Source organism: Streptomyces sp. NPDC094147 (assembly GCF_044764265.1).
Classification (GTDB): domain Bacteria; phylum Actinomycetota; class Actinomycetes; order Streptomycetales; family Streptomycetaceae; genus Streptomyces.
On the sequence record NZ_JBIWHT010000003.1, the window covers coordinates 180,119 to 206,995 of the forward strand.

The following is a 26,877-nucleotide window of genomic DNA, read 5'->3' on the forward strand; positions in this document are numbered from 1 at the left end:
AAGGGCCCCCGGTGTCATGCCCGTACCGCGATACGGTCCTGACGTCTCGGTGTTACGCGGTGACGGCGGCGCGGATCGAGGCGGCCAGCGGGGTGGTGGGGCGGCCGATCAGACGGGCGAGGTCGCCCGAGGTGCCGGCCAGCAGGCCCCGCTCGATGGCGTGGTCGACGTCGACCAGGATCTCCGCGAAGGCGGCGGGCACGCCCGCGCCGGTCAGGACGGCGGGCCTCGGGGGTGAGGGGGGTGTAGGCGACCGGCTTGCCGGAGGCGGCGGCGGCCTCGGCCGCGTACTCCGCGAAGGACCACGCCACGTCGCCGCTCAGCTCGTACGCCCGGCCCAGATGGCCGTCGCCGGTCAGCACGGCGGCCGCGGCGGCCGCGTAGTCGGCGCGGGCGGCCGAGGCGACGCGGCCCTCGCCCGCGTTGGAGACGACCGCGCCGTGGGCGAGGACCGGGGCGAGGTTGGCCGTGTAGTTCTCGGTGTACCAGCCGTTGCGCAGGAACGTGTACGGCAGCCCCGAGTCGAGGATCAGCTGCTCGGTGGCCTTGTGCTCGGCGGCGAGGGAGAAGTCGGCGCCGGGGCCGCCGAGGATGCCGGTGTAGGCGAGCTGGGCCACGCCCGCGGCCTTCGCGGCCTCGATCACCGCGGTGTGCTGCGGCACGCGCCGCCCGACCTCGCTGCCCGAGATCAGCAGTACCCGGTCGCCGGCCTCGAAGGCCCCGGCCAGCGTGGCGGGCTCGCTGTAGTCGGCGATCCGGAGCTCCACGCCCCGCGCGGCGAGGTGGGCCGCCTTCTCCTTGTCGCGTACGACGGCGGCGACCTCGCTCGCCGGTACCCGGGCGAGCAGCTCGTCGACGACGAGACGGCCGAGGGCTCCGGTGGCTCCGGTGACGACGATGCTCATGGGAAATCTCCTTGGTGGGGGGCGGGCGTTCGCTTCGGTTTCCACCGTACGGAGAGCGCTAACGTTTCGAAAGTACCCACTCTGAAGTAAGGTACTTTCATGGGAGTAAGTGAGAGCTGGATCCGGCGTGAGGAAATGTGTCCGCACCGGCTGGTTCTGGAGCACGTCACCAGCCGCTGGGGCGTCCTGGTCCTGGACGCGCTGCTCGACCGCCCGTTCCGCTTCAGCGAGCTGCGCCGCGAGGTCGGCCGGGTCGCCGCGGTGAGCGAGAAGATGCTCGCCCAGACGCTGCGGACGCTGGAGCGCGACGGCTTCGTGCACCGGGACGCCAAGCCCGTGATCCCGCCCCGCGTCGACTACTCGCTCACCCCGCTCGGCCGCGAGGCCGCCGAGCAGGTGCGGGCGCTGGCCCGCTGGACCGGGGTGCGGATGGACGACGTGCAGCGGGCGCGGGCCGCCTATGACGCGGCGCAGGAGCCAATCGCCAAGTAACCAGGGCGAGTTGACCTCCCGGCTCCGGACGCCCCCGGCGGCCGTCCTACTCCGGCTCGGGGGCGTGGCCCGCCGCCAGGGTGTGCAGGGCCCGCGACACGTCGAAGGGCAGGATCGTCACCGCCACCGGCGACAGGTGCTCCAGGGCCTTCGCCATCTCCTCGGCGGTGCCCCGGTGCAGCAGTTTGCCCAGCGCGTTGCTGTAGGTGCGCCGGGGGACCAGGACCGTCAGGGAGGTCGCGCCGCCCTCGGTGGTGCGCGCGGCCAGCTCCACCATGGCGTGCCGCAGCCGCCGGTCGGGGCACTCCACCAGTTCCAGCGGCACCGAGGTCGCGGCCGTCTCCTCCCAGGCCGCCGCGAGTTGCCGGGCGTGGGCGTCGTCGATCGCGAAGTGGATGGCCCGGATCTCGTCGGGCCGCACCTCGTGCGCGTACCGCAGCGCCTTGATGACCGCGAGGTCGAGGGTTTCGACGAGGACGAAGACCAAGTGGCGCCGGTGGCGCGGCAGATCGGCGCCGGGCGCCTCGATGGTGCCGAGCACCTCGGCCTCGCTGCGGTACTCGCGGTTGATCCGGATCAGCGCCCACACCCCGAGCGGGAAGACGACGACCACCAGCCACGCGCCCTCGGTGAACTTGGTGACGGCGAAGATGAGCACCACCGCCGCCGAGACCAGCGCGGCCGGCGCGTTGACGCCGATCTTCAGCCGCCGGTGCCGTTCGCGCCGCCGCCAGTGGTACGCGGTGAGCCCCGCCCCGGCCATCGTGAACGCCGTGAACACCCCGATCGCGTACAGCGCCACCAGCTTGTCCACGCTCGCGCGCGTCACGAGCAGCAGCGCGAGCGCGACGACGGTGAGCGCGACGATCCCGTTGGAGAAGGCGAGCCGGTGTCCGCGCCGGGTCAACTGCCGTGGCAGGAACCGGTCTTCGGCGACGAAGCTCGCCAGGTACGGGAAGCCGGTGAAGGGCGTGTTGGCCCCGGTGTACAGCACGAGCGCCGTCGCCAGCTGCACGAAGACCAGGCCGGCGGCCCCCAACACACCGCCGCCGAAGGCGAGATGGGCCTCCTGCGCGATCACGGTCGGGGAGCCGTCGGCGTACGGGACGGCATGGGTGAAGTGGGCGAGCGTCGACACCCCGAGGACCAGCACGCCGAGGACACAGCTCATCGTGACGAGGGTGCGGCGGGCGTTGCGGCCCTGCGGTTCGCGGAACGCCGAGATGCCGTTGGAGATCGCCTCCAGACCGGTCAGCGAGGAGCCGCCGTTGGCGAACGCGCGCAGCACGATGAACAGCGAGGCCCCGTACAGCCAGCCGCTGCCCGGGGTGCCGAGCGGGATCGCGCCGGGCGGGTGCGGATCGGCGTGCGGCAGAGAGCCGGTCAGCCCGCGTACGGCGGAGACGGCGAGGACCAGGCCGACGGCCGCCATGAACAGGTACGCGGGCAGCGCGAACAGCCGCCCCGCCTCGCGCACCCCGCGCAGGTTCCCGTACGCCAGGAAGAGGATCACCCCTGCGGAGACGGGGAGTCGGAGGTGGTCCATGGCGGTGGGGCCGCCGGCCATGAGGTGCGCGAGCGAGGCGATCGCGTCGGTGCCGGCCGAGACCTGGACGGCCACGGTGACGATGTAGTCGACCAGCAGGGCCACGGCGGCGATCTGCGCGACGTTCGGACCGAAGTTGTCGCGGGCCACCACATAGGAGCCGCCGGCCCGGGTGTAGATCATGACGACGTCGCTGTAGCAGAGCGTCAGCAGGATCAGGACCAGCAGGATCGCGCCGGTCACCGGCATGAGCAGGCTGAACGCGGCCACACCGGCCACCGGCACCAGGACCCGGAGCATCTCCTCGGACCCGTACGCGGACGAGCTGATGCAGTCGGAGGCCAGCACCCCGAGCGCGGTGCGGTTGTTCAGCTTCTCGTCGCCGATGCGGCTGGTGGTGAGGGGCTTGCCGAGCAGGCGTCGCTTGACGCGGTACGCGAGACGGTCCATCCCCCCATGAGAGCGGGTGCCCGGCCCGGGGTCCTCGCAGACTCCCCGGCCGGGCACCCGTCCGCTCATGCCATTGGGTCAGCCGACGACGGTCCAGGTGTCGCTGCCGGTGAGGAGAGCGGCGAGGTCGCCCTTGCCGTTCTGCTCGACGGCGGTGTCGAGCTGGTCCGCCATGAGCGTGTCGTACACGGGCCGTTCGACGCTGCGGAAGACCCCGATGGGGGTCTGGTGCAGGGTGTCCGGGTCGGCGAGCCGGGACAGCGCGAACGCGGTGGTCGGCGAGGCGCTGTGGGCGTCGTGGATCAGGATCCGCGACTGGTTCTCCTCGGTCACCGCCACGACCTTGAGGTCACCGGTGGCCGGGTCCCGTACGACGCCCTTGTTCCCGTCGGCGCCGAACCGGATCGGCTGCCCGTGTTCGAGGCGGATGACGGCCTCTTCGGCCTGGTCCTTGTCCTTGAGGACCTCGAAGGCGCCGTCATTGAAGATGTTGCAGTTCTGGTAGATCTCCACCAGGGCGGTGCCGGGGTGCTCGGCGGCCTGGCGCAGCACCTCGGTGAGGTGCTTGCGGTCGGAGTCCACGGTGCGCGCCACGAAGGAGGCCTCGGCGCCGATGGCCAGGGAGACCGGGTTGAACGGCGCGTCGAGGGAGCCCATCGGCGTCGACTTGGTGATCTTCCCGATCTCGGAGGTGGGGGAGTACTGGCCCTTGGTCAGTCCGTAGATCCGGTTGTTGAAGAGCAGGATCTTGAGGTTGACGTTGCGGCGCAGGGCGTGGATGAGGTGGTTGCCGCCGATGGACAGCGCGTCGCCGTCACCCGTGACGACCCACACCGACAGGTCGCGCCGGGAGGAGGCGAGCCCGGTGGCGATGGCGGGGGCCCGGCCGTGGATGGAGTGCATCCCGTAGGTGTTCATGTAGTACGGGAAGCGGGAGGAGCAGCCGATGCCGGAGACGAAGACGATGTTCTCCTTGGCCAGGCCGAGCTCGGGCATGAAGCCCTGCACGGCGGCCAGGACCGCATAGTCGCCACAGCCGGGGCACCAGCGCACTTCCTGGTCGGACTTGAAGTCCTTCATGGACTGCTTGGCCTCGGCCTTGGGCACCAGGTGCAGGAGCTCGTTGCTGTGAGCGTCAGGCATGGATGGCCTCCTTGAGAGCGGTGGCGAGCTGCTCGGCCTTGAACGGCATGCCGTTGACCTGGTTGTAGGAGTGCGCGTCGACCAGGTACTTGGCGCGGATCAGGGTGGCCAGCTGGCCGAGGTTCATCTCCGGCACGAAGACCTTGTCGTAGTGCTCCAACACCTCGCCGAGGTTCTTCGGGAAGGGGTTGAGGTGGCGCAGGTGGGCCTGGGCGATCGGCTCGCCCTGGGCGCGCAGGCGGCGTACGGCGGCGGTGATGGGGCCGTAGGTGGAGCCCCAGCCGAGCACCAGGGTGCGGGCCCGGTCCGGGTCGTCGACGGCGAGGTCGGGCACCTCGATGCCGTCGATCTTGGCCTGGCGGGTGCGGACCATGAAGTCGTGGTTGGCCGGGTCGTAGGAGATGTTGCCCGTGCCGTCCTGCTTCTCGATGCCGCCGATACGGTGCTCAAGACCCGGGGTGCCGGGCACCGCCCAGGGGCGGGCCAGGGTCTGCGGGTCGCGCTTGTACGGCCAGAACACCTCGGTGCCGTCGGCCAGGGTGTGGTTGGGTCCGGTCGCGAACTGGACGCGCAGATCCGGGAGTTCGTCCACCTCGGGGATCCGCCACGGCTCGGAGCCGTTGGCCAGATAGCCGTCGGAGAGCAGGAAGACCGGGGTGCGGTAGGTCAGCGCGATGCGTGCCGCGTCCAGGGCCGCCTCGAAGCAGTCGGCGGGCGTCTTCGGCGCGACGACCGGGACCGGGGCCTCGCCGTTGCGGCCGTACATCGCCTGGAGCAGGTCCGCCTGCTCGGTCTTGGTCGGCAGGCCCGTGGAGGGGCCGCCGCGCTGGATGTCCACGACGAGCAGCGGCAGTTCGAGCGACACGGCGAGGCCGATCGCCTCGGACTTGAGCGCCACGCCCGGACCCGAGGTGGTGGTGACCGCGAGCGAACCGCCGAAGGCGGCACCCAGCGCGGCGCCGATCCCGGCGATCTCGTCCTCCGCCTGGAAGGTCCGCACGCCGAAGTTCTTGTGCCGCGACAGCTCGTGCAGGATGTCGCTCGCCGGGGTGATCGGGTACGAGCCGAGGTAGAGCGGCAGGTCCGCCTGGCGGGACGCGGCGATCAGTCCGTAGGACAGCGCCAGGTTCCCCGAGATGTTGCGGTAGGTGCCCGCCGGGAACGCGGAGGTGGCCGGCGCGACCTCGTAGGAGACCGCGAAGTCCTCGGTGGTCTCGCCGAAGTTCCAGCCCGCCCGGAACGCGGCGACGTTGGCCTCCGCGATGGCGGGCTTCTTCGCGAACTTGGTCCGCAGGAACTTCTCCGTGCCCTCGGTCGGGCGGTGGTACATCCACGACAGCAGGCCCAGCGCGAACATGTTCTTGGAGCGCTCGGCCTCCTTGCGGGACAGGCCGAACTCCTTGAGCGCCTCGATCGTCAGCGTCGTGAGCGGCACCGGGTGCACGTTGTAGGCGCTGAGCGAGCCGTCCTCCAGCGGGCTGGTGGCGTAGCCGACCTTGGCCATCGCGCGCTTGGCGAACTCGTCCGTGTTGACGATGATCTCGCCACCGCGCGGCACGTCCGCCAGGTTCGCCTTCAGCGCCGCCGGATTCATCGCCACCAGCACGTTCGGCGCGTCGCCCGGCGTGAGGATGTCGTGGTCGGCGAAGTGCAGCTGGAAGCTCGACACGCCGGGCAGCGTTCCGGCGGGGGCCCGGATCTCGGCCGGGAAGTTCGGCAGCGTCGACAAGTCGTTGCCGAAGGAAGCGGTCTCCGATGTGAAGCGGTCGCCGGTGAGCTGCATGCCGTCGCCCGAGTCACCCGCGAAACGGATGATCACGCGGTCGAGACGCCGGATCTCTTTGTCCCCGGTGGGCCTGCGCTGCTCTCCGACGAGGGCCTCATCGGCTCCGCCGGCCTGCTCGGCTGGGCTACTGACCTGGCTGGTCACTGAACTGGACCTCCCTCGGGCGGGCTGCTCGGGCGCATCCGGCCGACCGGTAGCGCCAAAGCCCACCCTACGTCGGTAAGGGTCGCCTTCCCTGGACCGCTCATATGGTGGACGCTCTTTTGAGACGCCCTTCTGCCCTGATTTGCCACGATCTACTCCGCCCCCGGCGCCTTCGCTGAGACGCCCCGCAGTCAGTCTTTGGTCCTAGGCCGCACCGCACCGGGCCGGGATCCAGCCCCGCAGGCGGTGGCTCGATCCCGACCCGGTGACCGACTTTCGACCCTGTCGGCCGGGTACCGCTCGATCTCCGGCAGGGTGGCAGGCGGTCACGAATTGATGTAGGTGAGCACGGCGAGTACACGCCGGTGATCCCCGTCACTCGGTGAGAGACCCAGCTTCAGAAAGATATTGCTTACGTGCTTCTCGACGGCCCCGTCGCTGACCACGAGTTGCCTGGCAATAGCGGAATTCGTCCGTCCCTCAGCCATGAGGCCCAGGACCTCGCGCTCGCGCGGCGTCAGATTGGCCAGTACGTCCTGTTTGCGGCTGCGCCCCAGGAGCTGCGCCACGACCTCGGGATCCAGCGCGGTGCCGCCCTGCGCGACCCGCACCACGGCGTCGACGAACTCCCGCACCTCGGCGACGCGGTCCTTCAGTAGATAGCCCACGCCCCGGCTCGACCCGGCGAGCAGTTCGGTCGCGTACTGCTCCTCCACGTACTGGCTGAGCACCAGCACCCCGATCCCGGGATACAGCTTGCGCAGCAACACCGACGCGCGCACTCCCTCGTCGGTGTGGGTGGGCGGCATCCGCACATCCGCGACGACGACATCGGGGAGCTCGCCCTGGTCGGCGAGCTCCCCGACGGTCTTGACCAGCGCGTTCCCGTCGCCCACTCCCGCGACGACGTCATGTCCCCGGTCGGTCAGCAGCCGGGTCAGCCCCTCCCGAAGCAGCACCGAATCCTCGGCGATGACCACCCGCACCCTGTCCTCCACGATTCCGCAGCTCCCGGACTCCATTGGTTCCCCCCGGACGCGAGCCCCCCGGGCGCGCGCCGCACGGCTCAGTGCGAGCCATGACGTTGTGCCCACCCAGCATCCCAGCATCCGACCAAGAATCCGCCCCCGCCAGGCAAAAACCCCCGCTCCTTGTGCCTCTGCGGCGGCTGAGGAGCGGGGGTCCAAGAATCGAAGGCGACCGGGGATCAAGGTCGGGCTACGCCCGCCACGGCAGCTCCGCCGTGATCGTCGTCGGCCCGCCGAGAGGCGAATCGACCACCAGGATCCCGTCCACCGCGTCGAGCCGCTCCGCCAGCCCCGCTAGCCCCGACCCCGCCGAGACATCCGCCCCGCCGCGCCCGTTGTCGCTGACCTGGAGCATCAGCCGGTCACCCGCCAGCCACACATCGACGGAGGCCCGCCCGGCCCCGCTGTGCTTGCTGACGTTCTGGAGCAGCTCGGAGACGGTGAAGTACGCGATCCCCTCGATCGCCGGCACCGGCCGGGTCGGCAGATCCACCTCCACCTGCACCGGAACCGTGCAGCGGGAGGCCACCGACGACAGGGCCGCGTCGAGACCGCGGTCGGTGAGGACCGCCGGGTGGATGCCGCGGGCCAGATCCCGCAGCTCCTGGAGCGCGACCTTCACCTCGCCGTGCGCCTCGTCCACCATCGCGGCCGCCGCCTGCGGATCCTCGGCGAGCTTCTCCTTCGCCAGACCGAGGTCCATGGCCAGCGCCACGAGGCGCGCCTGCGCCCCGTCGTGCAGATCCCGCTCGATGCGCCGCAGGTCCGCGGCCGAGGTGTCCACGACGATCCCGCGGTCGGACTCCAGCTCGGACACCCGCTCCTCCAGGCGGGACGGACCGAGCAGCCCGGTGACCATCACCTTGTCCATCGCCGCGAACCCGCGGATCAGCCACGGCACGGCCAGCGTCAGGACCAGCCCGGCCAGCGAGGTCATCGTGATCTCGAACGGCGAGTCCAGATAGACGTGGTGGTGCGCGTCGTCGTAGAGCTGGATGCCGCCCCGACCGGTGTACGTGGGGAACACCCACTGCCACAGCGGGTACGTGAACAGCAGCCAGCCGGTCGTCCACAGCGGCACGACGACGGAGAAGGTGAAGACCGCCCACGGGAACTGGAGGAACGAGTAGAGCAGGTGCCGCCAGGAGACGCCGCTCTTGAGGACGCCGCCGATCCACGACATGAGACCGCCGCGCGCCCGCACCGGCCGCGGCTCGCCGATCTCCACCCCGAGCAGCGCTCGGGCCCTGGCTCGCTCCATCACGCCGAAGGCGCGGCAGCCCATCAGGCCGACGGCCATGAGCGGTATGCCGATGAAGGTGATCAGCAGACCGGCGCTCATCGACACCATGACGACGGACCAGACGAACAGCACGATGCTGATCGGCAGGCTGAGCAGCAGAAAGCCGAACTCCCGGAAGGTCCGCCCCTCGAACGGCGCGCGCAGCACCGGCGGAACGAGGTGCCGCCGCGGCTCGCGGGACCGCGCCCCGGCGTGCCCGTACTCCGTTTCCATGGTCATCGGTCCCGTCCGTTCCTTCTCATGTCCTGCTGATGTCCTTCTGGTGCGCGGCCGCTGTCCAGGGGACGTCTGCCGCCCTTCTGCCCACCAGCTTGGCGGTCGGCGCCGGCCGCGACCATGGAGCCGGTCACCCTCTTCGGCCGGGGGTTTTCCCTACCCCCGGCCGAGCCGCCGCCCGGACCCCTGCCCCGGTCGGCGAGCGGAATCAGTCCTTCGGCCCCCGGTCGCGCCACGGCAGCTCGGCGGTGACGACGGTCGGCCCGCCGACGGGCGATTCGAGGACGAGCAGCCCGTCCACCGCGCCGAGCCGCTCGGCCAGACCGGCCATCCCCGTACCGCCGTCGAACCGCGCGCCGCCCACCCCGTCGTCCTCGACCTGGATCAGCAGCCGCTCGGCGCTGCGCCACACGTTGACCGAGGCGGTGCGCGCCCGGCTGTGCTTGCTGATGTTCTGGAGCAGCTCGGAGACGGTGAAGTAGGCGATGCCCTCGATGGCGGGCGCGGGCCGCGCGGTCAGATCGACGGCGACCTCGACCGGAACCGTGCAGCGGGAGGCGATGGAGGACAGGGCCGCGTCGAGACCGCGGTCGGTGAGGACCGCCGGGTGGATGCCGCGGGCCAGCTCGCGCAGCTCCTGCAGGGCCAGCTTCACCTCGCCGTGCGCCTCGTCCACCATCGCGGCCGCCGCGTCCGGGTCTTCCAGCAACTTCTCCTTGGCGAGGCCGAGCCCCATGGCGAGCGCGACGAGCCGGGCCTGCGCACCGTCGTGCAGATCCCGTTCGATCCGGCGCAGGTCCGCGGCGGCCGTGTCGACCACCACGCCCCGGTCGGACTCCAGCTCGGCTATCCGCCGCTCCAGCTCGTCCGAGGGCGAGAGCAGTCCGCGCACCATCATCCGGTCGGCGTTGGCGAGCCCCCGGGCGATGAACCCGAGCACCGGCCACGCCAGGAACACGCCGACCACCATCACCGTGAAGGTCAGCACCCCCCAGGGCAGCCGGATGAACTCGTACAGCACATGGCGCCAGGCCACCGGGTCCTTCAGGCTCGCCCACAGCCAGGGGAAGAAGCCGCCGTGCTTGCGCACGTTCGCCGGTATCGGCGTCGGCTCCTCGACCCGCACCCCGAGCAGCGCCCGCGCTCGGGCCCGCTCCACCTTGCCGAACTGGCGCGCGCCGATCAGCCCCGACGCGAGCAGCGGCAGTCCGATCACGGTCACCGACAGACCGAGCCCGAGTACGACCATCACGACGACGTAGACGAAGCCGAGCAGCGCCATCGGCAGGTTGGCGAGGAGATGGGCGATCTCCTTCCAGGTGTGCGTGCCGTAGGCGAACCGCACCGCCGGCAGGGCGGCTTCGCCCGTTTCCGTGCCGCGGGCGGTGTCGTCCGGGGTGTCCGGGTGTCCTGCTTCGTACCGCTGCTGGTCGCGGAGGGTCCTGGTCATGGTCCCCAGCGTGCCGGGCGGAGATCGATGGCGCCATGGGGTGCCGCACCCTCTTGTACGGGGGAAAACCCCACCCCGGCGGCCCACCCCTTGAGACGCGCCTGCCAAGGGGCCCCTTAGCAGGGCCTAGACTCCCGTCCGTACACAGCGTCGAACAGGGCGCGACGAGATCATCGAGGCCAGGGAGCGAGGGGCGCGACGTGCCGGAACCGACCGTGCGCCGGATGCCTGTGTTGGCGGCCGACTACTTCCACAGCTATTCGGTCGTCGGCCTGCTCGCCGTGATCGGAGTGCTGTTCGTGGCCGTGGCCTTCGGGGCCGGGCGGCTGCTGCGGCCGATCGTGCCGACGCCGGAGAAGCTGCTGACGTACGAGTGCGGAGTGGACCCGGTGGGCGAGGGCTGGGCCCATACCCAGGTCCGCTACTACGTCTACGCCTTCCTGTACGTGATCTTCGCCGTCGACTCGATCTTCCTCTTCCCGTGGGCGACCGTCTTCGCGGCCCCCGGCTACGGCGCGACCACCCTCGTCGAGATGTTCATCTTCCTCGGCTTCCTGGCCGTGGGACTGCTCTACGCATGGAAGAAGGGCGTCCTGGAATGGACGTGACGCATCCCCAGCCGGTGCCCGAGCCCCAGCCGCTGCCCGAGCCGCAGCGGCTCGGCGTGCTGTCGCGGCTGGCCCCCGAGCCGATGAAGGTGGTCCTCAACTGGGGCCGCCGCTACAGCCTGTGGGTCTTCAACTTCGGCCTCGCCTGCTGCGCCATCGAGTTCATCGCGGCGTCGATGGCCCGCCACGACTTCATCCGGCTCGGCGTGATTCCCTTCGCGCCCGGCCCGCGCCAGGCCGACCTCATGATCGTCTCCGGCACGGTGACGGACAAGATGGCGCCCGCCGTGAAGCGGCTCTACGAGCAGATGCCCGAGCCCAAGTACGTCATCTCCTTCGGCGCCTGCTCCAACTGCGGCGGCCCGTACTGGGACTCGTACTCGGTGACCAAGGGCGTGGACCAGATCATTCCGGTCGACGTGTACGTGCCCGGCTGCCCGCCCCGGCCCGAGGCGCTCCTCCAGGGCATCCTCAAGCTCCAGGAGAAGATCGCCCGCGAATCGCTCGGCGAGCGGTACGCCAACGCGGCCACCCCGGCCCAGCTGACCAGCGGACTCGTCGCCGCCCCGGCCACCGCGGGGGAGGGCGAGGCGTGAGCGCGTACGACAGCCTGCCCGGCGGCGGCGCCGAGATCTTCGGCGCGGAGGCCACGGCGGAGGAGGCGTACGGCCTGCTCACCGTCGACGTGCCCGCCGGCTCGTGGATCGCGTCCCTGGAAATCGCCCGCGACAAGCTGGGCTGCACCTACTTCGACTGGCTGAGCGCGGTCGACGAACCCGGCACCGGATTCCGGGTCTGCGCACATGTGGTGGCCCTGGAGGGACACCGCGTGCGCCGTCTGCTGCTGCGCACCACGGTCCCGCACTCGGCGCCGGTGCTCCCCTCGGCCGTCGACATCTACGCGGGCGCGGCGTGGCACGAGCGCGAGACCCACGAAATGTTCGGCGTCGACTTCGAGAACCACCCGCACCTGGTGCCGCTGCTGCTGCCCGAGGGCTTCGAGGGGCACCCGCTGCGCAAGGACTTCGTCCTCGCGGCGCGGGTCGCCAAGGCGTGGCCGGGGGCGAAGGAACCGGGGGAGCCGGCGGCGGGTGCAGCGCATGGTGGGCCCAAGCGCCGCCAGATGCTTCCGCCCGGCGTCCCTGACCCCAACGAATGGGGGCCGCTGAAGGGCCAGTTGCCCCCCGCTCCGACCCGCCCGGCCCGCACCCCGCGCACGGCGGGAGCCGGTGCCGGCGGCGCCGACCGCCCGGTCCGGCGTGCCCGCACCGCGTCGGAGGGGTCGGCCTCGCAGGCGGAGACCCCGGCCGCCCCCGAGACCGGCGAGGCGACCGCGGCTCCCGAGGCACCTGCGGTACGCCCCCGACGCACCCGCAGCGCGTCGGAGGGTTCGGCCTCGCAGGCGGCGGCCGTCCCGGAAGCGACCCCCGAGCGCCCGGCCGCCCCCACCCGCCCCCCGGCCTCGGACGCCCCCTGGCACAACCCGAAACCGGCCTTCACGGAAGAGGACAGCGAGCCCGGCCCGGAGGCCCCCGAGCCCGGCCCGGCCGCCGAGCCCGAAGCCGGGCCGTCCGGCACCACGGGCAGCACCGGCAGCACCGACAACGGCGGCACCACCGGCAACGCCGCCGAGCCCACCGGTCCCGGTCCTGGCCCCGAGGCCGATTCCGACCCCACCCCTACCCCCACGACCGGCACTCCAGGAGGCGACCCGCGTGAATGACGCACTCGACGTCGCCATCCGACTGGTCGTCGTCTTCGCCGTGTTCATGGTGCTGCCGCTCGTCATCGGGCAGACCGAGCACAAGGTGATGGCGCACATGCAGGGCCGGCTCGGCCCGATGTACGCCGGTGGCTTCCACGGCTGGGCCCAACTCGTCGCGGACGGCGTGAAGTTCGCGCAGAAGGAGGACGTCGTACCGGCCGCGGCCGACCGGCGGATCTTCCAGCTCGCGCCCGCCGTCGCCCTGCTGCCCTACCTCCTCGTCCTCGTGGCGATCCCGATCGGCCCGAGCGAGGGCGCGGTCGGCCAGGTCGTCGACGCGGGCATCTTCTTCGTGCTCGCCGTGATGGGCGTCGGCGTGCTCGGCTCGCTCATGGCGGGCTGGGCCTCGGCCAACAAGTTCTCCCTCCTCGGCGGACTGCGCACCGCGGCCCAGCTCCTCGCGTACGAGCTGCCGATGCTGCTCGCCGCCGCCTCCGTGGCGATGGCGGCCGGCACGGTGTCGCTGCCCGGCATCCTCAACGCCTTCCACTGGTGGTGGCTGCCCTGGCAGATCGTCGGCGCCCTGGTCTTCTTCATCGCCGGCCTCGCCGAACTCCAGCGCCCGCCCTTCGACATGCCCGTCGCCGACTCGGAGATCATCTTCGGCGCGTACACCGAGTACACGGGACTGCGCTTCGCGCTCTTCCTGCTCGCCGAGTACGCCGGCATCGTCGTCCTGTGCGGCCTCACCACCGTCCTCTTCCTGGGCGGCTGGCACGGCCCCTTCGGCGCCGACGGGCTCGGCTGGGTGTGGACCCTGCTCAAGACGGCCGTCCTGGCCTTCGTCGTGATCTGGCTCCGGGTCAGCTACCCCCGGCTCCGCGAGGACCAGTTGCAGAAGCTCGCCTGGACCACGCTCATCCCGCTCGCCCTCGCGCAGATCGCGCTCACCGGCATCGTGAAGGTGGCGATCCAGTAGTGCCTCCCATCCCCGGATCCGGCCTGGCCAAGGGCCTCGCCGTCACTCTCCGCACGATGACGAAGAAGTCCGTCACCGCGCAGTACCCCGACGTCCAGCCCGAACTCCCGCCCCGCACCCGGGGGGTGATCGGCCTGTTCGAGGAGAACTGCACGGTCTGCATGCTCTGCGCCCGCGAGTGCCCCGACTGGTGCATCTACATCGACTCCCACAAGGAGACGGTGCCCGCCGCCGTCCCGGGTGGCCGCGAGCGCAGCCGCAACGTCCTGGACCGCTTCGCCATCGACTTCTCGCTCTGCATGTACTGCGGTATCTGCATCGAGGTGTGTCCTTTCGACGCGCTGTTCTGGTCCCCGGAGTTCGAGTACGCGGAGACGGACATCCATGAACTCACCCACGAGCGGGACAAGCTCCGCGAGTGGATGTGGACGGTCCCGGCCCCGCCCGCGCTCGACCCGGGTGCGGAGGAGCCGAAGGAACTCGCCGCGGCCCGCAAGACCGCCGACAAACTCGCCGCCGCCCAGGCGGAGACGACCGCGCCGACCGGCCAGACCGCGCCGACCGGCCCGCCCGCCCAGACCGATGCGCCCCCGCCGACCGCCCAGGCCGAAGAGGCCCCGCCCAACGGGCCGACCGGTACGACGCCGTCGACCGGCACGACCGGGCCAGCTGGCCCGACGCCGCCAACCGGCACGATCGGGCGGACCGGCACGACCCCGTCGCCCGGCGCGACCCCGCCCGCCGGACCGACCCCGTCGGCCGACCCGACCGGTGATGACACCCCGCCCCCGGCCGGCCCGGCGGGAGGTCCGGCATGATCGCCCTCGCTCAGACGGCCGTCACCGCGCCGCACGGCTTCCTGTCGCCGACCGGTGTCGAGATCGCGTTCCTCCTCGTCGGCATCGCCACCCTCGGCGCGGCGGTCCTGACCGTCACGACCAAGCAGTTGGTGCACGCCGCCCTCTGGCTGGTCGTGGCGCTCGGCGGCCTCGCCGTCGAATACCTCCTGCTCACCGCCGAGTTCATCGCCTGGGTGCAGGTCCTCATCTACGTCGGTTCCGTCGTGGTGCTCCTCCTCTTCGGCCTGATGCTCACCAAGGCCCCCATCGGCCGCTCCCCGGACGCCGATTCGGGCAACCGCTGGGTCGCCCTCGCGGTGGCCGCCGCCGCGGCGGGCACCCTCGTGTGGGTCGTCGCGGACGCCTTCCGCACGAGCTGGATCGGTCTCGAAGGCCCCGCCCAGGGCTCGACCAAGGTGTCCGGAGAGATCCTCTTCAGGCACTGGGTGCTGCCCTTCGAGGCCCTGTCCGTACTCCTCCTGGCCGCCCTGGTCGGCGCGATCGTGCTGTCCCGCAAGAGCGACGCCTCCGGTGACGCCCCCGCCACCACCGCTGCCGCCCCCAGTGAGACGGAGCCGCGCTGATGCACCTCGTCTATCCCGCCGTGCTCGCCGTCCTCCTGTTCTGCACCGGTCTCTACGGTGTGCTCGCGCGGCGCAACGCGATCCTGGTCCTGATGTCCGTCGAGCTGATGCTCAACGCCGTCAACCTCAACCTCGTCGCCTTCGACGTCTGGCTGCGCGACACCCTCCACGCGGGCCAGGCGCTCACCCTGTTCACGATCGCCATCGCCGCCGCCGAGATCGGCCTCGGCCTGGCGATCGTGCTCGCGGTGTACCGCAACCGCGGCACCGCCGACATCGACAAGCTCCGCGACACCGCCGAGGGCACCGGCCCCGACGCGGACCCGGCGGACCCGGAAGACCCCGCCGCCCCGGCGCAGAAGGCTGAGGCCGCCGCGTGACCACCACGACCCTCGCCGTCCTCGTTCCCCTCCTTCCGTTCCTGGGCGCCGCGGCCGGCCTGCTGCTCGGCCGCCGGGCACCCGGCTTCGTCCGGCCGCTCGCGGTCCTTCCGACGTTCGCCGCGTTCGTCCTCGCCGTCGTCGTCGCCGTCGACCAGGGCGGCGGCAAGCCCATCGACGCGGCGACCCGGCTCACCCCGACCGGCTCCGTGCCGATCGAACTCGCCCTCCACCTGGACGGCTTCGCCGTCCTCGTCGCCGTCCTGGTCGGCCTCGTCGCGACCTGCGTCCAGCTCTACTCGACGGGCTATCTGCGCGACGACCCGCGCTACACCTCGTACTCCGCGCTCGTCTCCCTCTTCACCTCCGCGATGCTGCTCGTCGTCTACTCCGGCGACCTGATGGTGCTCCTGGTCGGCTGGGAGATCATGGGCATCTGCTCGTACTTCCTGGTCGGCCACTACTGGGAGACCCCGGAGGCCCGCGCCGCCTCGCTGAAGGCCTTCCTGGTCACCAAGCTCGGCGACGTCCCCTTCCTGATCGGTCTGTTCGCGCTCGCCACCGATGCCGGGACGTTCCGCATCACCGGCGTCGTCCAGGCCGCCCTGACCGGCGGCATCGGTCACCCCACCCTGATCGCCCTGCTGCTGCTCGCCGGTGTGGCCGGCAAGTCCGCCCAGTTCCCGCTGCACACCTGGCTGCCCGACGCCATGGCCGGCCCGACGCCGGTCTCCGCGCTGATCCACGCCGCCACGATGGTCGCCGCCGGCATCTACTTCGTGGCCCGGCTGCTCCCCGTCTTCGCCGCGTCGGCGGCCGCGATGACCGTGCTCGCCGTGATGGCCGCGGTCACCATGGTCGGCTCGGCGCTCGCCGCCCTCGCCCAGGACGACATCAAGCGGGTCCTCGCCTACTCGACCATCGGCCAGCTCGGCTACATGTCGGGCGCCCTGGCCGTCGGCGACCGCGGGGCCGCCGTCTTCCACCTCCTGTCGCACGGCGCCTTCAAGGCGCTCCTCTTCCTCGCGGCCGGCGTGATCATCCACGCCGCCGGCACCAACTCCCTGGCCGCCATGTCCCGCATGGGCGGCCTCGCCCAGCGCATCCCCGACGCGTACTGGACGATGACCGTCGCCCTGCTCGCGCTCGCCGCGATCCCTCCCTTCGCCGGCTTCTTCTCCAAGGAGGCCGTCCTGTCCGCCGCCGAGCACACCGCGCTCGGCGAGAGCCAGGTCGCCCCCTCCGGCGCCGGCTGGACCGTGCTGGTCGCCGGACTGCTCACCGCCCTCCTCACCGCCGCCTACGCCACCCGCCTGTGGCTGCTCGCCTTCCGCGGCAGGGGAGCGGAGGCCCCGCAGCACGGCCGCCAGCCGGTCGTCATGAACGCCGTGCTCTGGGTCCTCGCCATCCCCTCGATCGGCTTCGGACTGGCCACCGGCCACCTTGCCGACTGGTTCGACGGGCACCCCCTCACCCCGGCCGTCACCACCTCCGTCCTGTCCACGGGCGTCGCCCTGGTCGGCGGTCTGGTCACCTACGCCGCGTGGCGTCACACCACGGCCCTCGCCGCCCGCACCCCGATCGGCGCGGTCGCCGCCCACCCGGAGCGCGACGGAGGCCTGGTCGAGGAAGAGGCCATGGCCAGCCACACCGAGATCTACGGGGACATCGCGTCCGCCCCCGATCCGGCCGACCCGGGCCGCCTCCTGCTCGGGCCGCTGCACCGCCACGCGGTCACCGGATTCCACCTGGACGCCGTCTACCACGCCCTGTTCGTCCGCCCCGTCCTGGCCGCGGCATCCCTGGTCCGCTTCCTGGACCGCGAGGTCGTCGAGACGTACGTGCGCGGTGCGAGCGCGCTGCCGCGCTGGCTCGGCACGGCCGTCCGCCGCGCGCAGACCGGCAATGTGCAGAGCTACCTCAGCGCACTGCTGGCCGGCTCACTCGTCCTGGCGGCCGTCGTGGTCGTCCTTGCCAACGTCACCGCGGGGTCCTGAGCCGTGATCGATATCAGTGAGTCCGTGATGCAGATCCTTCTGGCGTTCCTCGTCGTCGGCCCGCTCCTCGGCGCCGTCGCGGCCCTGCTCCCCGCGCCGCCCGGTCTGAAGGGCAAGAGCCCCGACCAGGCCGTGCTCCGCCACGGCGTGACCGTGACCGGCGTGATCCTGCTCGCCGCGATCGTCCTCGCGCTCGGCTTCGACCGCGGCCACCCGTCGAAGATGCAGGCCACCACGGACATCACGTGGATCCCGGCGCTCAACGTCCACATCCACCTGGGCACTGACGGCATCTCACTCCCCCTCCTGGTCCTGACGGCGCTGCTGACCTTCCTCTGCGCGCTGTACAGCTACTTCAAGATGCCCGCGGGCCCGTCCCCGAAGGCGTTCGTCGCGCTCCTCCTCGTCCTGGAGTCCGGCACCCTCGCCACCTTCGCCGTCCTCGATCTCGTGCTGTTCTTCCTCGCGTTCGAGATGGTCCTCATCCCGATGTACTTCCTGATCGCCCGCTGGGGCGGGGACCAACGGCAGCCTGCCGCCTGGAAGTTCATCCTCTACACACTGCTCGGCTCGGTCGTCATGCTGCTCGGCCTGCTCCTCATCGGGCTCAAGTCGGGCACCTTCGACATGGTGGCACTCGCCACTGACAACGGCCGTGGGCTGACCACATCCGTGCAGGTCATCGCCGTTCTGGCGATCGGCATCGGGCTCGCGGTCAAGACCCCGATGTTCCCGCTGCACAGCTGGCTCCCGGACGCCCACACCGCCGCCCCGACCGTCGGCTCGGTGCTGCTCGCGGGCGTCCTGCTGAAGATGGGCACGTACGGCTTCGTACGCATCGTGCTGCCGATCGCGCCGCAGGGCATGCACACCTTCGCGCCCTATCTGGCCGCGTTCGCCGTAGCCGGGATCATCTACGGTTCGCTGGCCTGCCTCTCGCTCGCCAAGCAGGGCAACAAGGGCGACCTCAAACGCCTCATCGCGTACTCCTCCGTCGGCCACATGGGCTTCGTGCTGCTCGGCATCGCGTCGCTGACCCCCACCGGCGTGAACGGCGCGCTCTTCGCCAACATCGCCCACGGCCTCATCACCGGCCTGCTGTTCTTCCTGGTCGGCGCCCTGAAGGACCGCTACGGCACCGCCGACCTCGACACCCTCGCAGGCGCCACCGGAGCCGCCCTGTACGGCAGGGCGCCGCGCCTGGGCGGCCTGCTCGCCTTCGCCGCCGTCGCCTCGCTCGGACTGCCCGGACTCGCCGGATTCTGGGGCGAGATGCTGTCGATGTTCGGCGCCTTCGACCCGGCCGCCGGGCTCAGCCGCCCCGCGTACCTCACCTTCGTGGCGATCGCCGCCTTCGGCACCCTGCTCACCGCCGCGTACCTGCTGGCTGTCGTGCGCCGGGTCTGCATGGGCGGGCACCAGGCCGAGGGCCCCCGGCTCGCCGACATCCAGGGGTACGAGTTCGCCGCCTGGAGCCCGCTCGTCGCGCTCACCGTCCTCGCCGGGCTCTGGCCCGCGGTCCTCCTCGGCCTCACCGACCCGGCCGTCCAGAAGCTCCTCGCAGGAGGCAAGTCGTGACCCCCGACGTCACCACCGCGGCGGCCGGGGCCGCGAGCCTGGTCCAGTCCGTCGACTGGGTCGCCATCGCGCCGCCCCTGATCACCGCGGTCGTCGCACTGATCGTGCTGCTCGCCGACCTGTTCGTGCCGCAGCAGCGCAAGCCGCTGCTCGGCTGGCTCACGATCGCCGGCCTCATCGCCGCGCTCGCCTCGCTCGCGCCGCTGCGCACCGGCAGCCGGTCGACGTTCTGCCTGACCGCCAACCCGGACGCCTGCAGCTACACCGTCGACCAGTTCGCCTTCGTCATCCAGGCGCTGGTGCTCGGCGGCGCCCTGCTCACCGCCCTCCTCTCGGTGACGGCCACCAAGGAGAAACTGCCGGCCGGCGAGTTCTGGTTCCTGCTGCTGTCCTCCGCGGCCGGAGCGGCCCTGCTGCCCGCCGCCCGCGACCTGGCCACGCTCGTCGTCGCCCTGGAAGTCGCCTCGCTGCCCGCCTTCGCGCTGGTCGGCCTCAGGCGCGGCGACCGGCTGTCCTCCGAGGCGGCCCTGAAGTTCTTCCTGTCGTCGGTCACCGCGACCGCCGTCATGCTGCTCGGCGTCAGCTTCGTGTACGCGGCCACCGGCACCCTGCACCTCACGGAGATCGCCACCAAACTGGCCACCGTGCCGGGCCAGTTGGACACCGTCGCCAAGGCGGGCGTCGCCCTGACCCTCGTCGGCTTCGCCTTCAAGACGGCCGCGGTCCCGTTCCACTTCTGGGTGCCCGACACCTATGTGGGCGCGCCGCTGCCGGTCGCCGCCTACCTCTCGGTCGTCGGCAAGGCGGTCGGCTTCTCCGGACTCATCCTGGTGACGGTCGTCGCCTTCCCCGCGTACGCCGACGTGTGGGGCCCCGCGCTCGCCGTCCTCGCCGCGCTGACCATGACCATCGGCAACGCGGCCGCGCTGCGGCAGTCCGCCACGCGCGCCTACAGCGCGGTGCGCCTGCTCGCCTGGTCCTCGGTGGGGCAGGCCGGCTACCTCCTGGTGCCGATCGCGGCCGCCGCCTACTCCGGCAACAGCCAGGTCGGCGCGACCGTGGCGTACGCCCTGATGTACGCCGTCGTGAACCTGGGCGCGTTCGCGGTCGCCGCCCTGGTGGCCCGCAGCCGGCCGCTGAACCGCATCAGCGACTACCGGGGCCTGTACGCCGAGCGTCCCCTGGCGGCGCTGGCACTCGCCTTCTTCCTGCTGTGCCTGGCCGGTCTTCCGCCGGGCATCATCGGCCTGTTCGCGAAGGTCACCGTGTTCTCGGCGGCCGTCGACGCGGGTCTGGGCTGGCTCGCGGTCGTCATGGCGCTCAACGTGGTGGTCGCGCTCTATTACTACCTGCGGTGGACCGCGGTCCTGTTCCGGGCGACCGAGGCGGCGGAGCAGCCCGCGGGGGCCGTGCCCGTCCCGCCGCGCGTTCCGGCGTCGATCGCGGTCGCCATCGCGCTCACCGCGTTCGCCGGCGTCGTCCTGTCCGGCGTCCCCCAGCTGGCCCTGCACTTCGCTTCGGTCACCCTCTTTTAGAGGAGCGTCACCTTCTTTTGGAGGAGCGCTCGTCCAGTAGTTGTGAGCAGCGAGTGCGCGAGCACGGTTTGGCGCCGACGCCCCCGAGAAGGCAGTGTCGTACGCGCACACCCCGGTGTGCGCATGGCTGACGTACGACGAGACACACAAGGAGCAGAGCGGTGCTGAGCGGGTTCAAGGACTTCATCCTGCGCGGGAACATAGTGACGATGGCCGTCGGTCTGGCCGTCGGATCGGCCTTCACCGCGGTGGTCACGGGCTTCAGCACCGCGTTCATCACCCCGCTGATCGGTATGGCCACCCGCTCGACCGGCGACTTCAGCGCGGCGACCTTCAGCGCCGATGGCGTCACCTTCCCCTACGGGAAGTTCATCAGCGCGGCCATCGCCTTCGTGATCACCGCCGCGGTGCTCTACTTCCTCGTCGTCGTCCCGATGATGAAGGTCCAGGCCCGCCTCGACCGGGACAAGCCGGTGGACATCAAGGCCGCCCTGCGCGACTGCCCCCGCTGCTACTCGCAGGTCCCCGCCATCGCGACCCGCTGCGCGCACTGCACCAGCGAGATCGCGCCCGACCCGAAGGCGCTGGAGACGGCGGGGCTGCCCGCCCCGCGCTGATCGGCCCCGTACGGCGTAACGCGCCCTCCAGCGCGCACAAGGGAACTAGCGTCCCCCGCCTGGCGTTGACCAGTACGGGAGGGTCCACTGGAAAAGTGGAAGGACCACCAGTAAAGGGTTCCCCGCCGCACCACTTGGAGGGCGTACCGTGCACCGCCGGCACAACGGGCTGAGGACAGCTGTCCTCCTCGGAGGACTGTCCGCGCTCATCATCGTCATCGGCAGCTTCTTCGGGCGCGCCGGGCTGATCGTGGCGCTCCTGGTAGCGCTGGGCACCAACGCCTATGCGTACTGGAACAGCGACAAGCTCGCGCTGCGGGCCATGCGCGCGCGCCCGGTCAGCGAGTTCGAGGCCCCGGAGCTCTACCGGATGGTCCGCGACCTCTCGACCCAGGCGCGCCAGCCCATGCCCCGGCTGTACATCTCGCCGACGCAGGCGCCCAACGCGTTCGCGACGGGCCGCAATCCGCGCAACGCGGCCGTGTGCTGCACGGAGGGGATCCTGCGGATCCTCGACGAGCGGGAGCTGAGGGGCGTGATCGGCCACGAGCTGAGCCATGTCTACAACCGGGACATCCTGATCTCCTCGGTCGCCGGCGCCCTCGCCTCGGTGATCATGTTCCTGGTCAACTTCGCCTGGCTGATCCCGGTCGGCCGCTCCAACGACGACGAAGGCCCCGGCCTCGTCGGAATGCTGATGATCATGATCCTGGGTCCGCTCGCGGCCTCGGTGATCCAGCTCGCGATCAGCCGTTCCCGTGAGTACGAGGCCGACGCGTCCGGCGCCCAGCTCACCGGCGACCCACTGGCCCTGGCCAGCGCCCTGCGCAAGCTCGAAGCGGGCACCCAGCAGCTGCCGCTGCCGCCCGAGCCGCGCATCGAGACGGCGAGCCACATGATGATTGCGAACCCCTTCCGCCCCGGCCAGGGAGTGTCCAGACTGTTCTCGACCCACCCGCCGATGGCGGAACGCATTGCCCGACTCGAGCAGATGGCAGGACGCCGCCCATGAAGACCATCCTGAACATCATCTGGCTGATCCTGTGCGGCTTCTGGATGTTCCTCGCCTACATGCTGGCGGGCCTGCTGCTCTGCGTGACCATCATTGGCATTCCCTTCGGCATAGCGGCATTCCGTATCGGCTTGTACGCCCTGTGGCCGTTCGGCTACACGGTCGTCGACCGGCCCGGTGCGGGCGCGCCGTCCTGCATCGGCAATGTCCTGTGGCTGGTGCTGGCGGGCTGGTGGCTGGCGCTCGGCCACATCTTCACCGGCATCGCGCTGTGCGTCACGATCATCGGCATCCCGTTGGGCATCGCCAACTTCAAGCTGATCCCGGTGTCGCTGCTGCCGCTGGGCAAGGAAATCGTGCCCACGGACCAGGCGTTCGCCGGCAGGTGACGCGCCCGCCGGGGCCCGCCGGTTCTGTGTGCTGCGCCGCACCCTGACGGCCGGTGCAACCGTGCCGCGTCGCCGGGCGTCTTCCCCGACGAACGGCACAGTTGCGGGGTTACGCAACACGGCAGATACCCCGCGCGGCGCGCGCGTAAGAAAGGCAGGTTCCCGGCATGGGCATCGTCAGCTGGATCATTCTCGGCCTGCTCGCGGGGGCGATAGCCAAGTTCCTGCTCCCGGGCCGCGACCCGGGCGGGCTGATCGGTACGACCCTCATCGGTGTCGCGGGCGCCTTCGTCGGCGGCTGGATCTCGGCCCGCTGGCTGGACCGCCCCGTCACCAACCACTTCTACGACGGCGCCACTTGGGCGGCGGCGATCGGCGGCTCGCTCGTACTGCTGATCATCTACCGCATCCTGTTCGGGAATTCACGCAGCCGCTGACCAACAGGGCCGCGCCGCACGGCAGTTGCACGCGGTTACCCGGGGAGCCCGGTCTCGCGGAGGGTGATGTTGAGCCGTCCGCCGCTCAGCCCGGTCGCCGGATCGCCCGTCCCCGGCAGCACCTTCGGAACGCCGTGATACGCGAAACGTGACGGGCCACCGAAGACGAACAGGTCGCCCGAGACCAGCTCCACATCCCTATACGGGCGCCCGCGGCCCTCGGTGTTGCCGAAGCGGAAGACACAGCTGTCGCCGATGCTGAGGGAGACCACGGGCGCGCCGGACCGCTCGTCCTTGTCCTGGTGCATGCCCATCGTGGCGGCACTGTCGTAGAAGTTGATCAGCGCGGTGTCCGGGGAGTACCGCTCGGCCGCGGCCGGACCGCCGTACGCCGCCGCCACCGCGGAGCGCCCCAACTCGCCCAGCCAGCCGGGGAATTCGGCGACGGCGCGGCCGTTCACATCGTCCGCGGTGCGGGTGTACCGGTACGGCTGCCAGTGCCACCCCACGCACACCGTCCGCACGGACATGACACCGCCGTTGGGCAGCACCGTGTGGCGGATCGGTACGGGTCCGCGCGCCCACTCCCGGCAGGCGGCGACCAGCTCCCGCTGCCGGTCCGCCGAGAGCCAGCCGGGCACATGGACGGCTCCCGGCGCGATCTCGGTGCGGGCCGGCTGGGGCAGCCGGAACAGCCCCTCGTTCACGACGCCGGGGCGGGATTCAGGGCGCCTTCGAGCCCCAGCAGCGCTTCCTTGCGCTCAAGACCACCGGCGTACCCCTTCAGGGAGCCGTCGGAGCCGATCACGCGGTGGCAGGGGCGCACCACGAGCAGCGGGTTCCGCCCGATCGCGGTGCCCACCGCCCGCACCTTCACCGAGGAGGCGCCGATCCGCCGGGCGATCTCGCCGTACGAAGTCGTCGTCCCGTACTCGATCGCGTCGAGCTCGGCCCACACCTGGCGCTGGAAGTCGGTGCCGGCCGCGTCGGCCGCGTACTCGATGTCGAAGCGGGTCAGCTCGCCGGCGAAGTACGCGCCCAGCTGAGCCGCGATCCCGGCGAAGGCCTCGGGCGCCAGCCGCCATCCGTCCTGGACAAAGGCACCGCCCTTCTGGCCGGGCACGGACAACGACATCAGCGCGGTCCCGCCCGGCGCGCTCGCCGACTCCACACCCACGAGCAGCAGCTCGCCCAGGGGGCTGTCGAGGGTCGCATGGACAGTCGTCATCGCACATTCCTTTCTTCGTGTACGACATCGAGTCTGCGGCCCTCGACCGCCGGATGCTGGCGGAAATCGGACACCACACCCGGCGGCGCGGCGCACCGCGTGCGGGGGCTCAGCGGTAGTTCACGAACTGGATGGCGAAGTCGAAGTCCTTGCCCTTGAGCAGCGCCTGAACGGCCTGGAGGTCGTCCCGGCTCTTCGAGGAGACGCGCAGCTCGTCGCCCTGCACCTGCGCCTTGACGCCCTTGGGGCCCTCGTCGCGGATGACCTTGGCGACCTTCTTGGCGTTCTCCTGGGAGATGCCCTCCTCGATGGAGGCGAAGATCTTGTACTCCTTGCCGGAGAGCTGCGGCTCACCCGCGTCCAGCGACTTCAGGGAGATGCCGCGCTTGATCAGCTTGGTCTCGAAGATGTCGAGGATCGCCTTGACCCGCTCCTCGCCGTTCGCCTGCATCAGGATCTTCTCGCCGGACCAGGAGATCGAGGCGTCGGTGCCCTTGAAGTCGTAGCGCTGCGAGATCTCCTTCGCGGCCTGGTTGAGGGCGTTGTCGACCTCCTGCCGCTCGACCTTCGAGACGATGTCGAAACTGGAGTCGGCCATGTCCTGTGGCTCCTTGGATCGGGTGCGTGTCGGGTGCGCGCGGGGCCGGTGCCCAGCGCGCCGGTGCCCGGCCTCACTGCCGAACCACCGCCGTAAAGCCTAGGGTGTGTCCGGCGGATCTGGTCGCCCACAGCGGGCGGTGCCCTGTGCGTGCCGGACCCCCGCTCACCAGACAAGATCCGCCGTATACACCCTAGCCACCCCCACCCCGGCGCAGCGCTGATCAATGGGGTGGCGAACCACCCCTGGGCATCGGGTATCGTTTACGTCGTTGCCACGGAGCACCGCCGAAAAGCGGGAAACCGGCGGCGACATCCCATGGCGGTGTGCCCGAGTGGCCAATGGGAACGGACTGTAAATCCGTCGGCTCTGCCTACCCAGGTTCGAATCCTGGCGCCGCCACACTGGGTGAGACCCCTGGTGATTCACAGAAATGTGAATCACCAGGGGTCTCTTCGTTGTCCTGCGGCCCGAGGGGCACTTTGTTGGGACGGCCGCCGCACGGGTGGCCGTCCCGATGGACTGGTCTGAACCGGCGCGATGCCCCCCGGCCGGCTACTGCTCCTGGTGGACCTTGACGCCGCCGATCAGCGAGTACGAGCGGACCTTGACCACCGGTCCGCCGGGCCGGCCGGTCGTGCCCCTGCTGCGCAGGCCGAGCAGGGAGAACCCGCGGACTTCGACGGTGGTGTCGGCCGGGACGGTCAGGTCCACGCCGCCGAAGACCGAGGGGGCGTCGACCTCGGCGGAGGCCCCTTCGGGGTAGGCCAGTTCCGCGCCGCCGACCAGGGCGGCCTTCACCAGGTGGGTCGGGCCGGCGGGGAGCTTCGCGTCGGTGTGGTCGAGCTTGGCCCCGCCGACCGCGGCGACGTGCACGGTGCGCTCCCGCGCTTCGAAGGCGCCGTGGTGCTTGAGGCCGCCCAGCAGGGACAGGCTCCACTCGGTGCGACGGGCCGGGGTCGAGGTGTTCTTCGTGATCTCCACACCTCGAAGTTACGGCCGCGGCCTGACACCCCATCAGTGCCCGCGAGCACCAGCTCCGCATGACAAACGTCATGGCCCACGCGTGCGCACCTCGCGGCTCTCCCGGACCGGCCGCATCCGGGTCCCGAGGCGCGTCCTCAGCTGCCGGACCTGCCGCTGCGGGGTGCGCCACTTGAGGTGCTTGGCCGGCCCGGTGACTCGCCATGCCCTTCGGCCGGTACGGAACCTCCGAGGGCGGCCGGGTCAGCCCCAGTACGCGCCCCAACCAGGAACAGAATCTGCTCAGTTCCCTGCGACGCCCTTCACCGCGACCTGCACCGGGGCCGAGCCGTTGATCAGTTCCAGGGTCAGGCCCGCTGTCGCCGGGGTGTCGAGGAGTTCGGCCAGGACCGCGGCCACGTCGTCACGGGGGATGGCGCCGCGGCCGGTCGAGGCGGCCAGGGAGACCAGGCCCTTGCCGGCGTCGTTGGTCAGCATTCCCGGGCGCAGGACCGTCCAGTCGAGGGAGCTGCGGGCGCGTACGGCCTCGTCCGCGGCGCCCTTCGCGCGCAGGTAGGCGTCGAAGATCTCGTTGCCGGGGTGGGCCGGGTCGGCGCCCATCGACGACACGATGAGGTAGCGGCGTACGCCCGCCCGTTCCGCGGCGTCGGCGAACAGGACGGCCGCCGCGCGGTCCACCGTCTCCTTGCGGGCGGCGTCGCTGCCCGGTCCCGCGCCCGCAGCGAACACCACCGCGTCCGCGCCCCGGAGCGCTTCCGCGACGGCGTCCACCGTCGCGGACTCCAGATCGAGGACCACCGGCTCCGCACCGGCCTTCCGCAGATCGTCCGCCTGCTCCGGTCTGCGGATGATCCCCGCGACCTCGTCGCCGCGCGCTGCGAGCAGGCGTTCAAGACGCAGCGCGATCTGACCGTGACCTCCAGCGATGACAATGCGCATGCTCA

General features: G+C 71.1%; 27 protein-coding genes and 1 tRNA gene. 16 read left to right on the forward strand and 12 right to left on the reverse strand.

Annotated elements, in window-relative coordinates:
- Positions 1-14: 14 nt before the first annotated feature.
- Positions 15-905: an NAD(P)H-binding protein gene (locus ACIQ8J_RS08215; RefSeq protein ID WP_403268224.1), complete on the reverse strand. Its 891-nt coding sequence runs from the start codon at positions 903-905 to the stop codon at positions 15-17.
- 99 nt (positions 906-1,004) lie between these two features.
- Here ACIQ8J_RS08215 and ACIQ8J_RS08220 point away from each other — a divergent pair, with 99 nt between their 5' ends.
- A complete protein-coding gene (locus tag ACIQ8J_RS08220; RefSeq protein WP_403268227.1) occupies positions 1,005-1,397 on the forward strand; it encodes a winged helix-turn-helix transcriptional regulator in 393 nt (130 codons plus the stop codon).
- Positions 1,398-1,443: 46 nt separating this feature from the next.
- Here the strand turns inward: ACIQ8J_RS08220 and ACIQ8J_RS08225 are convergent, their stop codons facing one another.
- The 6 genes from ACIQ8J_RS08225 to ACIQ8J_RS08250 all read right to left on the reverse strand — a co-directional run bounded on the left by ACIQ8J_RS08225 (position 1,444) and on the right by ACIQ8J_RS08250 (position 10,463).
- Positions 1,444-3,393, reverse strand: a complete 1,950-nt coding sequence (locus ACIQ8J_RS08225; protein ID WP_403268229.1) for an APC family permease — start codon at positions 3,391-3,393, stop codon at positions 1,444-1,446.
- A gap of 78 nt (positions 3,394-3,471) precedes the next feature.
- Positions 3,472-4,536 (reverse strand): 2-oxoacid:ferredoxin oxidoreductase subunit beta, encoded by a 1,065-nt coding sequence (locus tag ACIQ8J_RS08230; RefSeq protein ID WP_403268231.1) that lies wholly within the window; start codon positions 4,534-4,536, stop codon positions 3,472-3,474.
- On the reverse strand, positions 4,529-6,466 hold the full coding sequence (locus ACIQ8J_RS08235; protein WP_403268234.1) for a 2-oxoacid:acceptor oxidoreductase subunit alpha: 1,938 nt from the start codon (positions 6,464-6,466) through the stop codon (positions 4,529-4,531). The genes ACIQ8J_RS08230 and ACIQ8J_RS08235 overlap by 8 nt, the downstream gene beginning before the upstream one ends.
- 326 nt (positions 6,467-6,792) lie before the next feature.
- Positions 6,793-7,488 carry a LuxR C-terminal-related transcriptional regulator gene (locus ACIQ8J_RS08240; RefSeq protein WP_403268235.1) on the reverse strand — a complete coding sequence of 232 codons (696 nt, stop codon included), beginning with the start codon at positions 7,486-7,488 and terminating at the stop codon, positions 6,793-6,795.
- Between the two features lie 196 nt (positions 7,489-7,684).
- Complete coding sequence (locus ACIQ8J_RS08245) at positions 7,685-9,010, reverse strand: sensor histidine kinase (RefSeq protein ID WP_403268842.1); 1,326 nt, start codon at positions 9,008-9,010, stop codon at positions 7,685-7,687.
- Between the two features lie 211 nt (positions 9,011-9,221).
- Positions 9,222-10,463, reverse strand: a complete 1,242-nt coding sequence (locus ACIQ8J_RS08250; protein ID WP_403268238.1) for a sensor histidine kinase — start codon at positions 10,461-10,463, stop codon at positions 9,222-9,224.
- A 224-nt stretch (positions 10,464-10,687) separates the two neighbouring features.
- Between ACIQ8J_RS08250 and ACIQ8J_RS08255 the strand changes: the two genes are divergently transcribed.
- The 14 genes from ACIQ8J_RS08255 (at position 10,688) to ACIQ8J_RS08320 (ending at position 23,123) form a co-directional block, all read left to right on the forward strand.
- The gene (locus tag ACIQ8J_RS08255; protein ID WP_403268241.1) at positions 10,688-11,071 is read left to right on the forward strand and encodes an NADH-quinone oxidoreductase subunit A; all 384 of its coding nucleotides are present in this window, start codon (positions 10,688-10,690) and stop codon (positions 11,069-11,071) included.
- Positions 11,062-11,667 (forward strand): NADH-quinone oxidoreductase subunit B, encoded by a 606-nt coding sequence (locus ACIQ8J_RS08260; protein ID WP_403268244.1) that lies wholly within the window; start codon positions 11,062-11,064, stop codon positions 11,665-11,667. The genes ACIQ8J_RS08255 and ACIQ8J_RS08260 overlap by 10 nt, the downstream gene beginning before the upstream one ends.
- Positions 11,664-12,794 carry an NADH-quinone oxidoreductase subunit C gene (locus ACIQ8J_RS08265; protein ID WP_403268247.1) on the forward strand — a complete coding sequence of 377 codons (1,131 nt, stop codon included), beginning with the start codon at positions 11,664-11,666 and terminating at the stop codon, positions 12,792-12,794. The genes ACIQ8J_RS08260 and ACIQ8J_RS08265 overlap by 4 nt, the downstream gene beginning before the upstream one ends.
- Entirely contained in the window at positions 12,787-13,755 is a 969-nt protein-coding gene (locus ACIQ8J_RS08270) for an NADH-quinone oxidoreductase subunit H (protein ID WP_403268249.1), read from the forward strand. Before ACIQ8J_RS08265 ends, ACIQ8J_RS08270 begins: the two co-directional genes overlap by 8 nt.
- Entirely contained in the window at positions 13,755-14,573 is an 819-nt protein-coding gene (locus tag ACIQ8J_RS08275; RefSeq protein WP_403268252.1) for a 4Fe-4S binding protein, read from the forward strand. Before ACIQ8J_RS08270 ends, ACIQ8J_RS08275 begins: the two co-directional genes overlap by 1 nt.
- Positions 14,570-15,178, forward strand: coding sequence for an NADH-quinone oxidoreductase subunit J (locus tag ACIQ8J_RS08280; protein ID WP_403268253.1), 609 nt, complete (start codon positions 14,570-14,572; stop codon positions 15,176-15,178). The genes ACIQ8J_RS08275 and ACIQ8J_RS08280 overlap by 4 nt, the downstream gene beginning before the upstream one ends.
- Positions 15,178-15,558 (forward strand): NADH-quinone oxidoreductase subunit NuoK, encoded by a 381-nt coding sequence (gene nuoK, locus ACIQ8J_RS08285; protein WP_403268255.1) that lies wholly within the window; start codon positions 15,178-15,180, stop codon positions 15,556-15,558. The genes ACIQ8J_RS08280 and nuoK overlap by 1 nt, the downstream gene beginning before the upstream one ends.
- Positions 15,555-17,555 carry an NADH-quinone oxidoreductase subunit L gene (locus tag ACIQ8J_RS08290; RefSeq protein ID WP_403268258.1) on the forward strand — a complete coding sequence of 667 codons (2,001 nt, stop codon included), beginning with the start codon at positions 15,555-15,557 and terminating at the stop codon, positions 17,553-17,555. Before nuoK ends, ACIQ8J_RS08290 begins: the two co-directional genes overlap by 4 nt.
- A 3-nt stretch (positions 17,556-17,558) precedes the next feature.
- The gene (locus ACIQ8J_RS08295) at positions 17,559-19,133 is read left to right on the forward strand and encodes a NuoM family protein (protein WP_403268261.1); all 1,575 of its coding nucleotides are present in this window, start codon (positions 17,559-17,561) and stop codon (positions 19,131-19,133) included.
- Positions 19,130-20,668, forward strand: a complete 1,539-nt coding sequence (locus ACIQ8J_RS08300) for an NADH-quinone oxidoreductase subunit N (protein WP_403268264.1) — start codon at positions 19,130-19,132, stop codon at positions 20,666-20,668. The genes ACIQ8J_RS08295 and ACIQ8J_RS08300 overlap by 4 nt, the downstream gene beginning before the upstream one ends.
- 161 nt (positions 20,669-20,829) lie before the next feature.
- Positions 20,830-21,285, forward strand: coding sequence for an MscL family protein (locus ACIQ8J_RS08305; RefSeq protein ID WP_403268267.1), 456 nt, complete (start codon positions 20,830-20,832; stop codon positions 21,283-21,285).
- Between the two features lie 148 nt (positions 21,286-21,433).
- The gene (htpX, locus tag ACIQ8J_RS08310; protein WP_403268270.1) at positions 21,434-22,297 is read left to right on the forward strand and encodes a zinc metalloprotease HtpX; all 864 of its coding nucleotides are present in this window, start codon (positions 21,434-21,436) and stop codon (positions 22,295-22,297) included.
- Entirely contained in the window at positions 22,294-22,686 is a 393-nt protein-coding gene (locus ACIQ8J_RS08315; RefSeq protein WP_403268273.1) for a YccF domain-containing protein, read from the forward strand. The genes htpX and ACIQ8J_RS08315 overlap by 4 nt, the downstream gene beginning before the upstream one ends.
- A gap of 167 nt (positions 22,687-22,853) precedes the next feature.
- Entirely contained in the window at positions 22,854-23,123 is a 270-nt protein-coding gene (locus ACIQ8J_RS08320; RefSeq protein ID WP_403268276.1) for a GlsB/YeaQ/YmgE family stress response membrane protein, read from the forward strand.
- Between the two features lie 35 nt (positions 23,124-23,158).
- Here the strand turns inward: ACIQ8J_RS08320 and ACIQ8J_RS08325 are convergent, their stop codons facing one another.
- From ACIQ8J_RS08325 to ACIQ8J_RS08335, 3 genes are all read right to left on the reverse strand, one after another.
- Positions 23,159-23,830 carry an alpha-ketoglutarate-dependent dioxygenase AlkB family protein gene (locus ACIQ8J_RS08325; RefSeq protein WP_403268278.1) on the reverse strand — a complete coding sequence of 224 codons (672 nt, stop codon included), beginning with the start codon at positions 23,828-23,830 and terminating at the stop codon, positions 23,159-23,161.
- A complete protein-coding gene (locus ACIQ8J_RS08330) occupies positions 23,827-24,351 on the reverse strand; it encodes a methylated-DNA--[protein]-cysteine S-methyltransferase (RefSeq protein ID WP_403268280.1) in 525 nt (174 codons plus the stop codon). The genes ACIQ8J_RS08325 and ACIQ8J_RS08330 overlap by 4 nt, the downstream gene beginning before the upstream one ends.
- A 109-nt stretch (positions 24,352-24,460) precedes the next feature.
- On the reverse strand, positions 24,461-24,949 hold the full coding sequence (locus tag ACIQ8J_RS08335; RefSeq protein ID WP_100578076.1) for a YajQ family cyclic di-GMP-binding protein: 489 nt from the start codon (positions 24,947-24,949) through the stop codon (positions 24,461-24,463).
- 320 nt (positions 24,950-25,269) lie between these two features.
- Here ACIQ8J_RS08335 and ACIQ8J_RS08340 point away from each other — a divergent pair.
- Positions 25,270-25,351, forward strand: a tRNA-Tyr gene (locus ACIQ8J_RS08340).
- A 153-nt stretch (positions 25,352-25,504) separates the two neighbouring features.
- Here the strand turns inward: ACIQ8J_RS08340 and ACIQ8J_RS08345 are convergent.
- On the reverse strand, positions 25,505-25,933 hold the full coding sequence (locus ACIQ8J_RS08345; RefSeq protein ID WP_403607775.1) for a hypothetical protein: 429 nt from the start codon (positions 25,931-25,933) through the stop codon (positions 25,505-25,507).
- A gap of 282 nt (positions 25,934-26,215) precedes the next feature.
- Entirely contained in the window at positions 26,216-26,872 is a 657-nt protein-coding gene (locus ACIQ8J_RS08350; RefSeq protein WP_403268283.1) for an SDR family oxidoreductase, read from the reverse strand.
- Positions 26,873-26,877: the final 5 nt, after the last annotated feature.

What these genes read in the sequence shown, in the direction of transcription:
- ACIQ8J_RS08225 (WP_403268229.1), bottom strand. Translation starts at nt 3,393, where the DNA reads ATGGACCGTCTCGCGTACCGCGTCAAGCGACGCCTGCTCGGCAAGCCC.
- ACIQ8J_RS08245 (WP_403268842.1), bottom strand. Translation starts at nt 9,010, where the DNA reads ATGGAAACGGAGTACGGGCACGCCGGGGCGCGGTCCCGCGAGCCGCGG.
- ACIQ8J_RS08215 (WP_403268224.1), bottom strand. Translation starts at nt 905, where the DNA reads ATGAGCATCGTCGTCACCGGAGCCACCGGAGCCCTCGGCCGTCTCGTC.
- ACIQ8J_RS08280 (WP_403268253.1), top strand. Translation starts at nt 14,570, where the DNA reads ATGATCGCCCTCGCTCAGACGGCCGTCACCGCGCCGCACGGCTTCCTG.
- ACIQ8J_RS08315 (WP_403268273.1), top strand. Translation starts at nt 22,294, where the DNA reads ATGAAGACCATCCTGAACATCATCTGGCTGATCCTGTGCGGCTTCTGG.
- ACIQ8J_RS08260 (WP_403268244.1), top strand. Translation starts at nt 11,062, where the DNA reads ATGGACGTGACGCATCCCCAGCCGGTGCCCGAGCCCCAGCCGCTGCCC.
- ACIQ8J_RS08320 (WP_403268276.1), top strand. Translation starts at nt 22,854, where the DNA reads ATGGGCATCGTCAGCTGGATCATTCTCGGCCTGCTCGCGGGGGCGATA.
- ACIQ8J_RS08240 (WP_403268235.1), bottom strand. Translation starts at nt 7,488, where the DNA reads ATGGAGTCCGGGAGCTGCGGAATCGTGGAGGACAGGGTGCGGGTGGTC.
- ACIQ8J_RS08230 (WP_403268231.1), bottom strand. Translation starts at nt 4,536, where the DNA reads ATGCCTGACGCTCACAGCAACGAGCTCCTGCACCTGGTGCCCAAGGCC.
- ACIQ8J_RS08335 (WP_100578076.1), bottom strand. Translation starts at nt 24,949, where the DNA reads ATGGCCGACTCCAGTTTCGACATCGTCTCGAAGGTCGAGCGGCAGGAG.
- ACIQ8J_RS08255 (WP_403268241.1), top strand. Translation starts at nt 10,688, where the DNA reads ATGCCTGTGTTGGCGGCCGACTACTTCCACAGCTATTCGGTCGTCGGC.
- ACIQ8J_RS08330 (WP_403268280.1), bottom strand. Translation starts at nt 24,351, where the DNA reads ATGACGACTGTCCATGCGACCCTCGACAGCCCCCTGGGCGAGCTGCTG.
- nuoK (WP_403268255.1), top strand. Translation starts at nt 15,178, where the DNA reads ATGCACCTCGTCTATCCCGCCGTGCTCGCCGTCCTCCTGTTCTGCACC.
- ACIQ8J_RS08220 (WP_403268227.1), top strand. Translation starts at nt 1,005, where the DNA reads ATGGGAGTAAGTGAGAGCTGGATCCGGCGTGAGGAAATGTGTCCGCAC.
- ACIQ8J_RS08250 (WP_403268238.1), bottom strand. Translation starts at nt 10,463, where the DNA reads ATGACCAGGACCCTCCGCGACCAGCAGCGGTACGAAGCAGGACACCCG.
- ACIQ8J_RS08350 (WP_403268283.1), bottom strand. Translation starts at nt 26,872, where the DNA reads ATGCGCATTGTCATCGCTGGAGGTCACGGTCAGATCGCGCTGCGTCTT.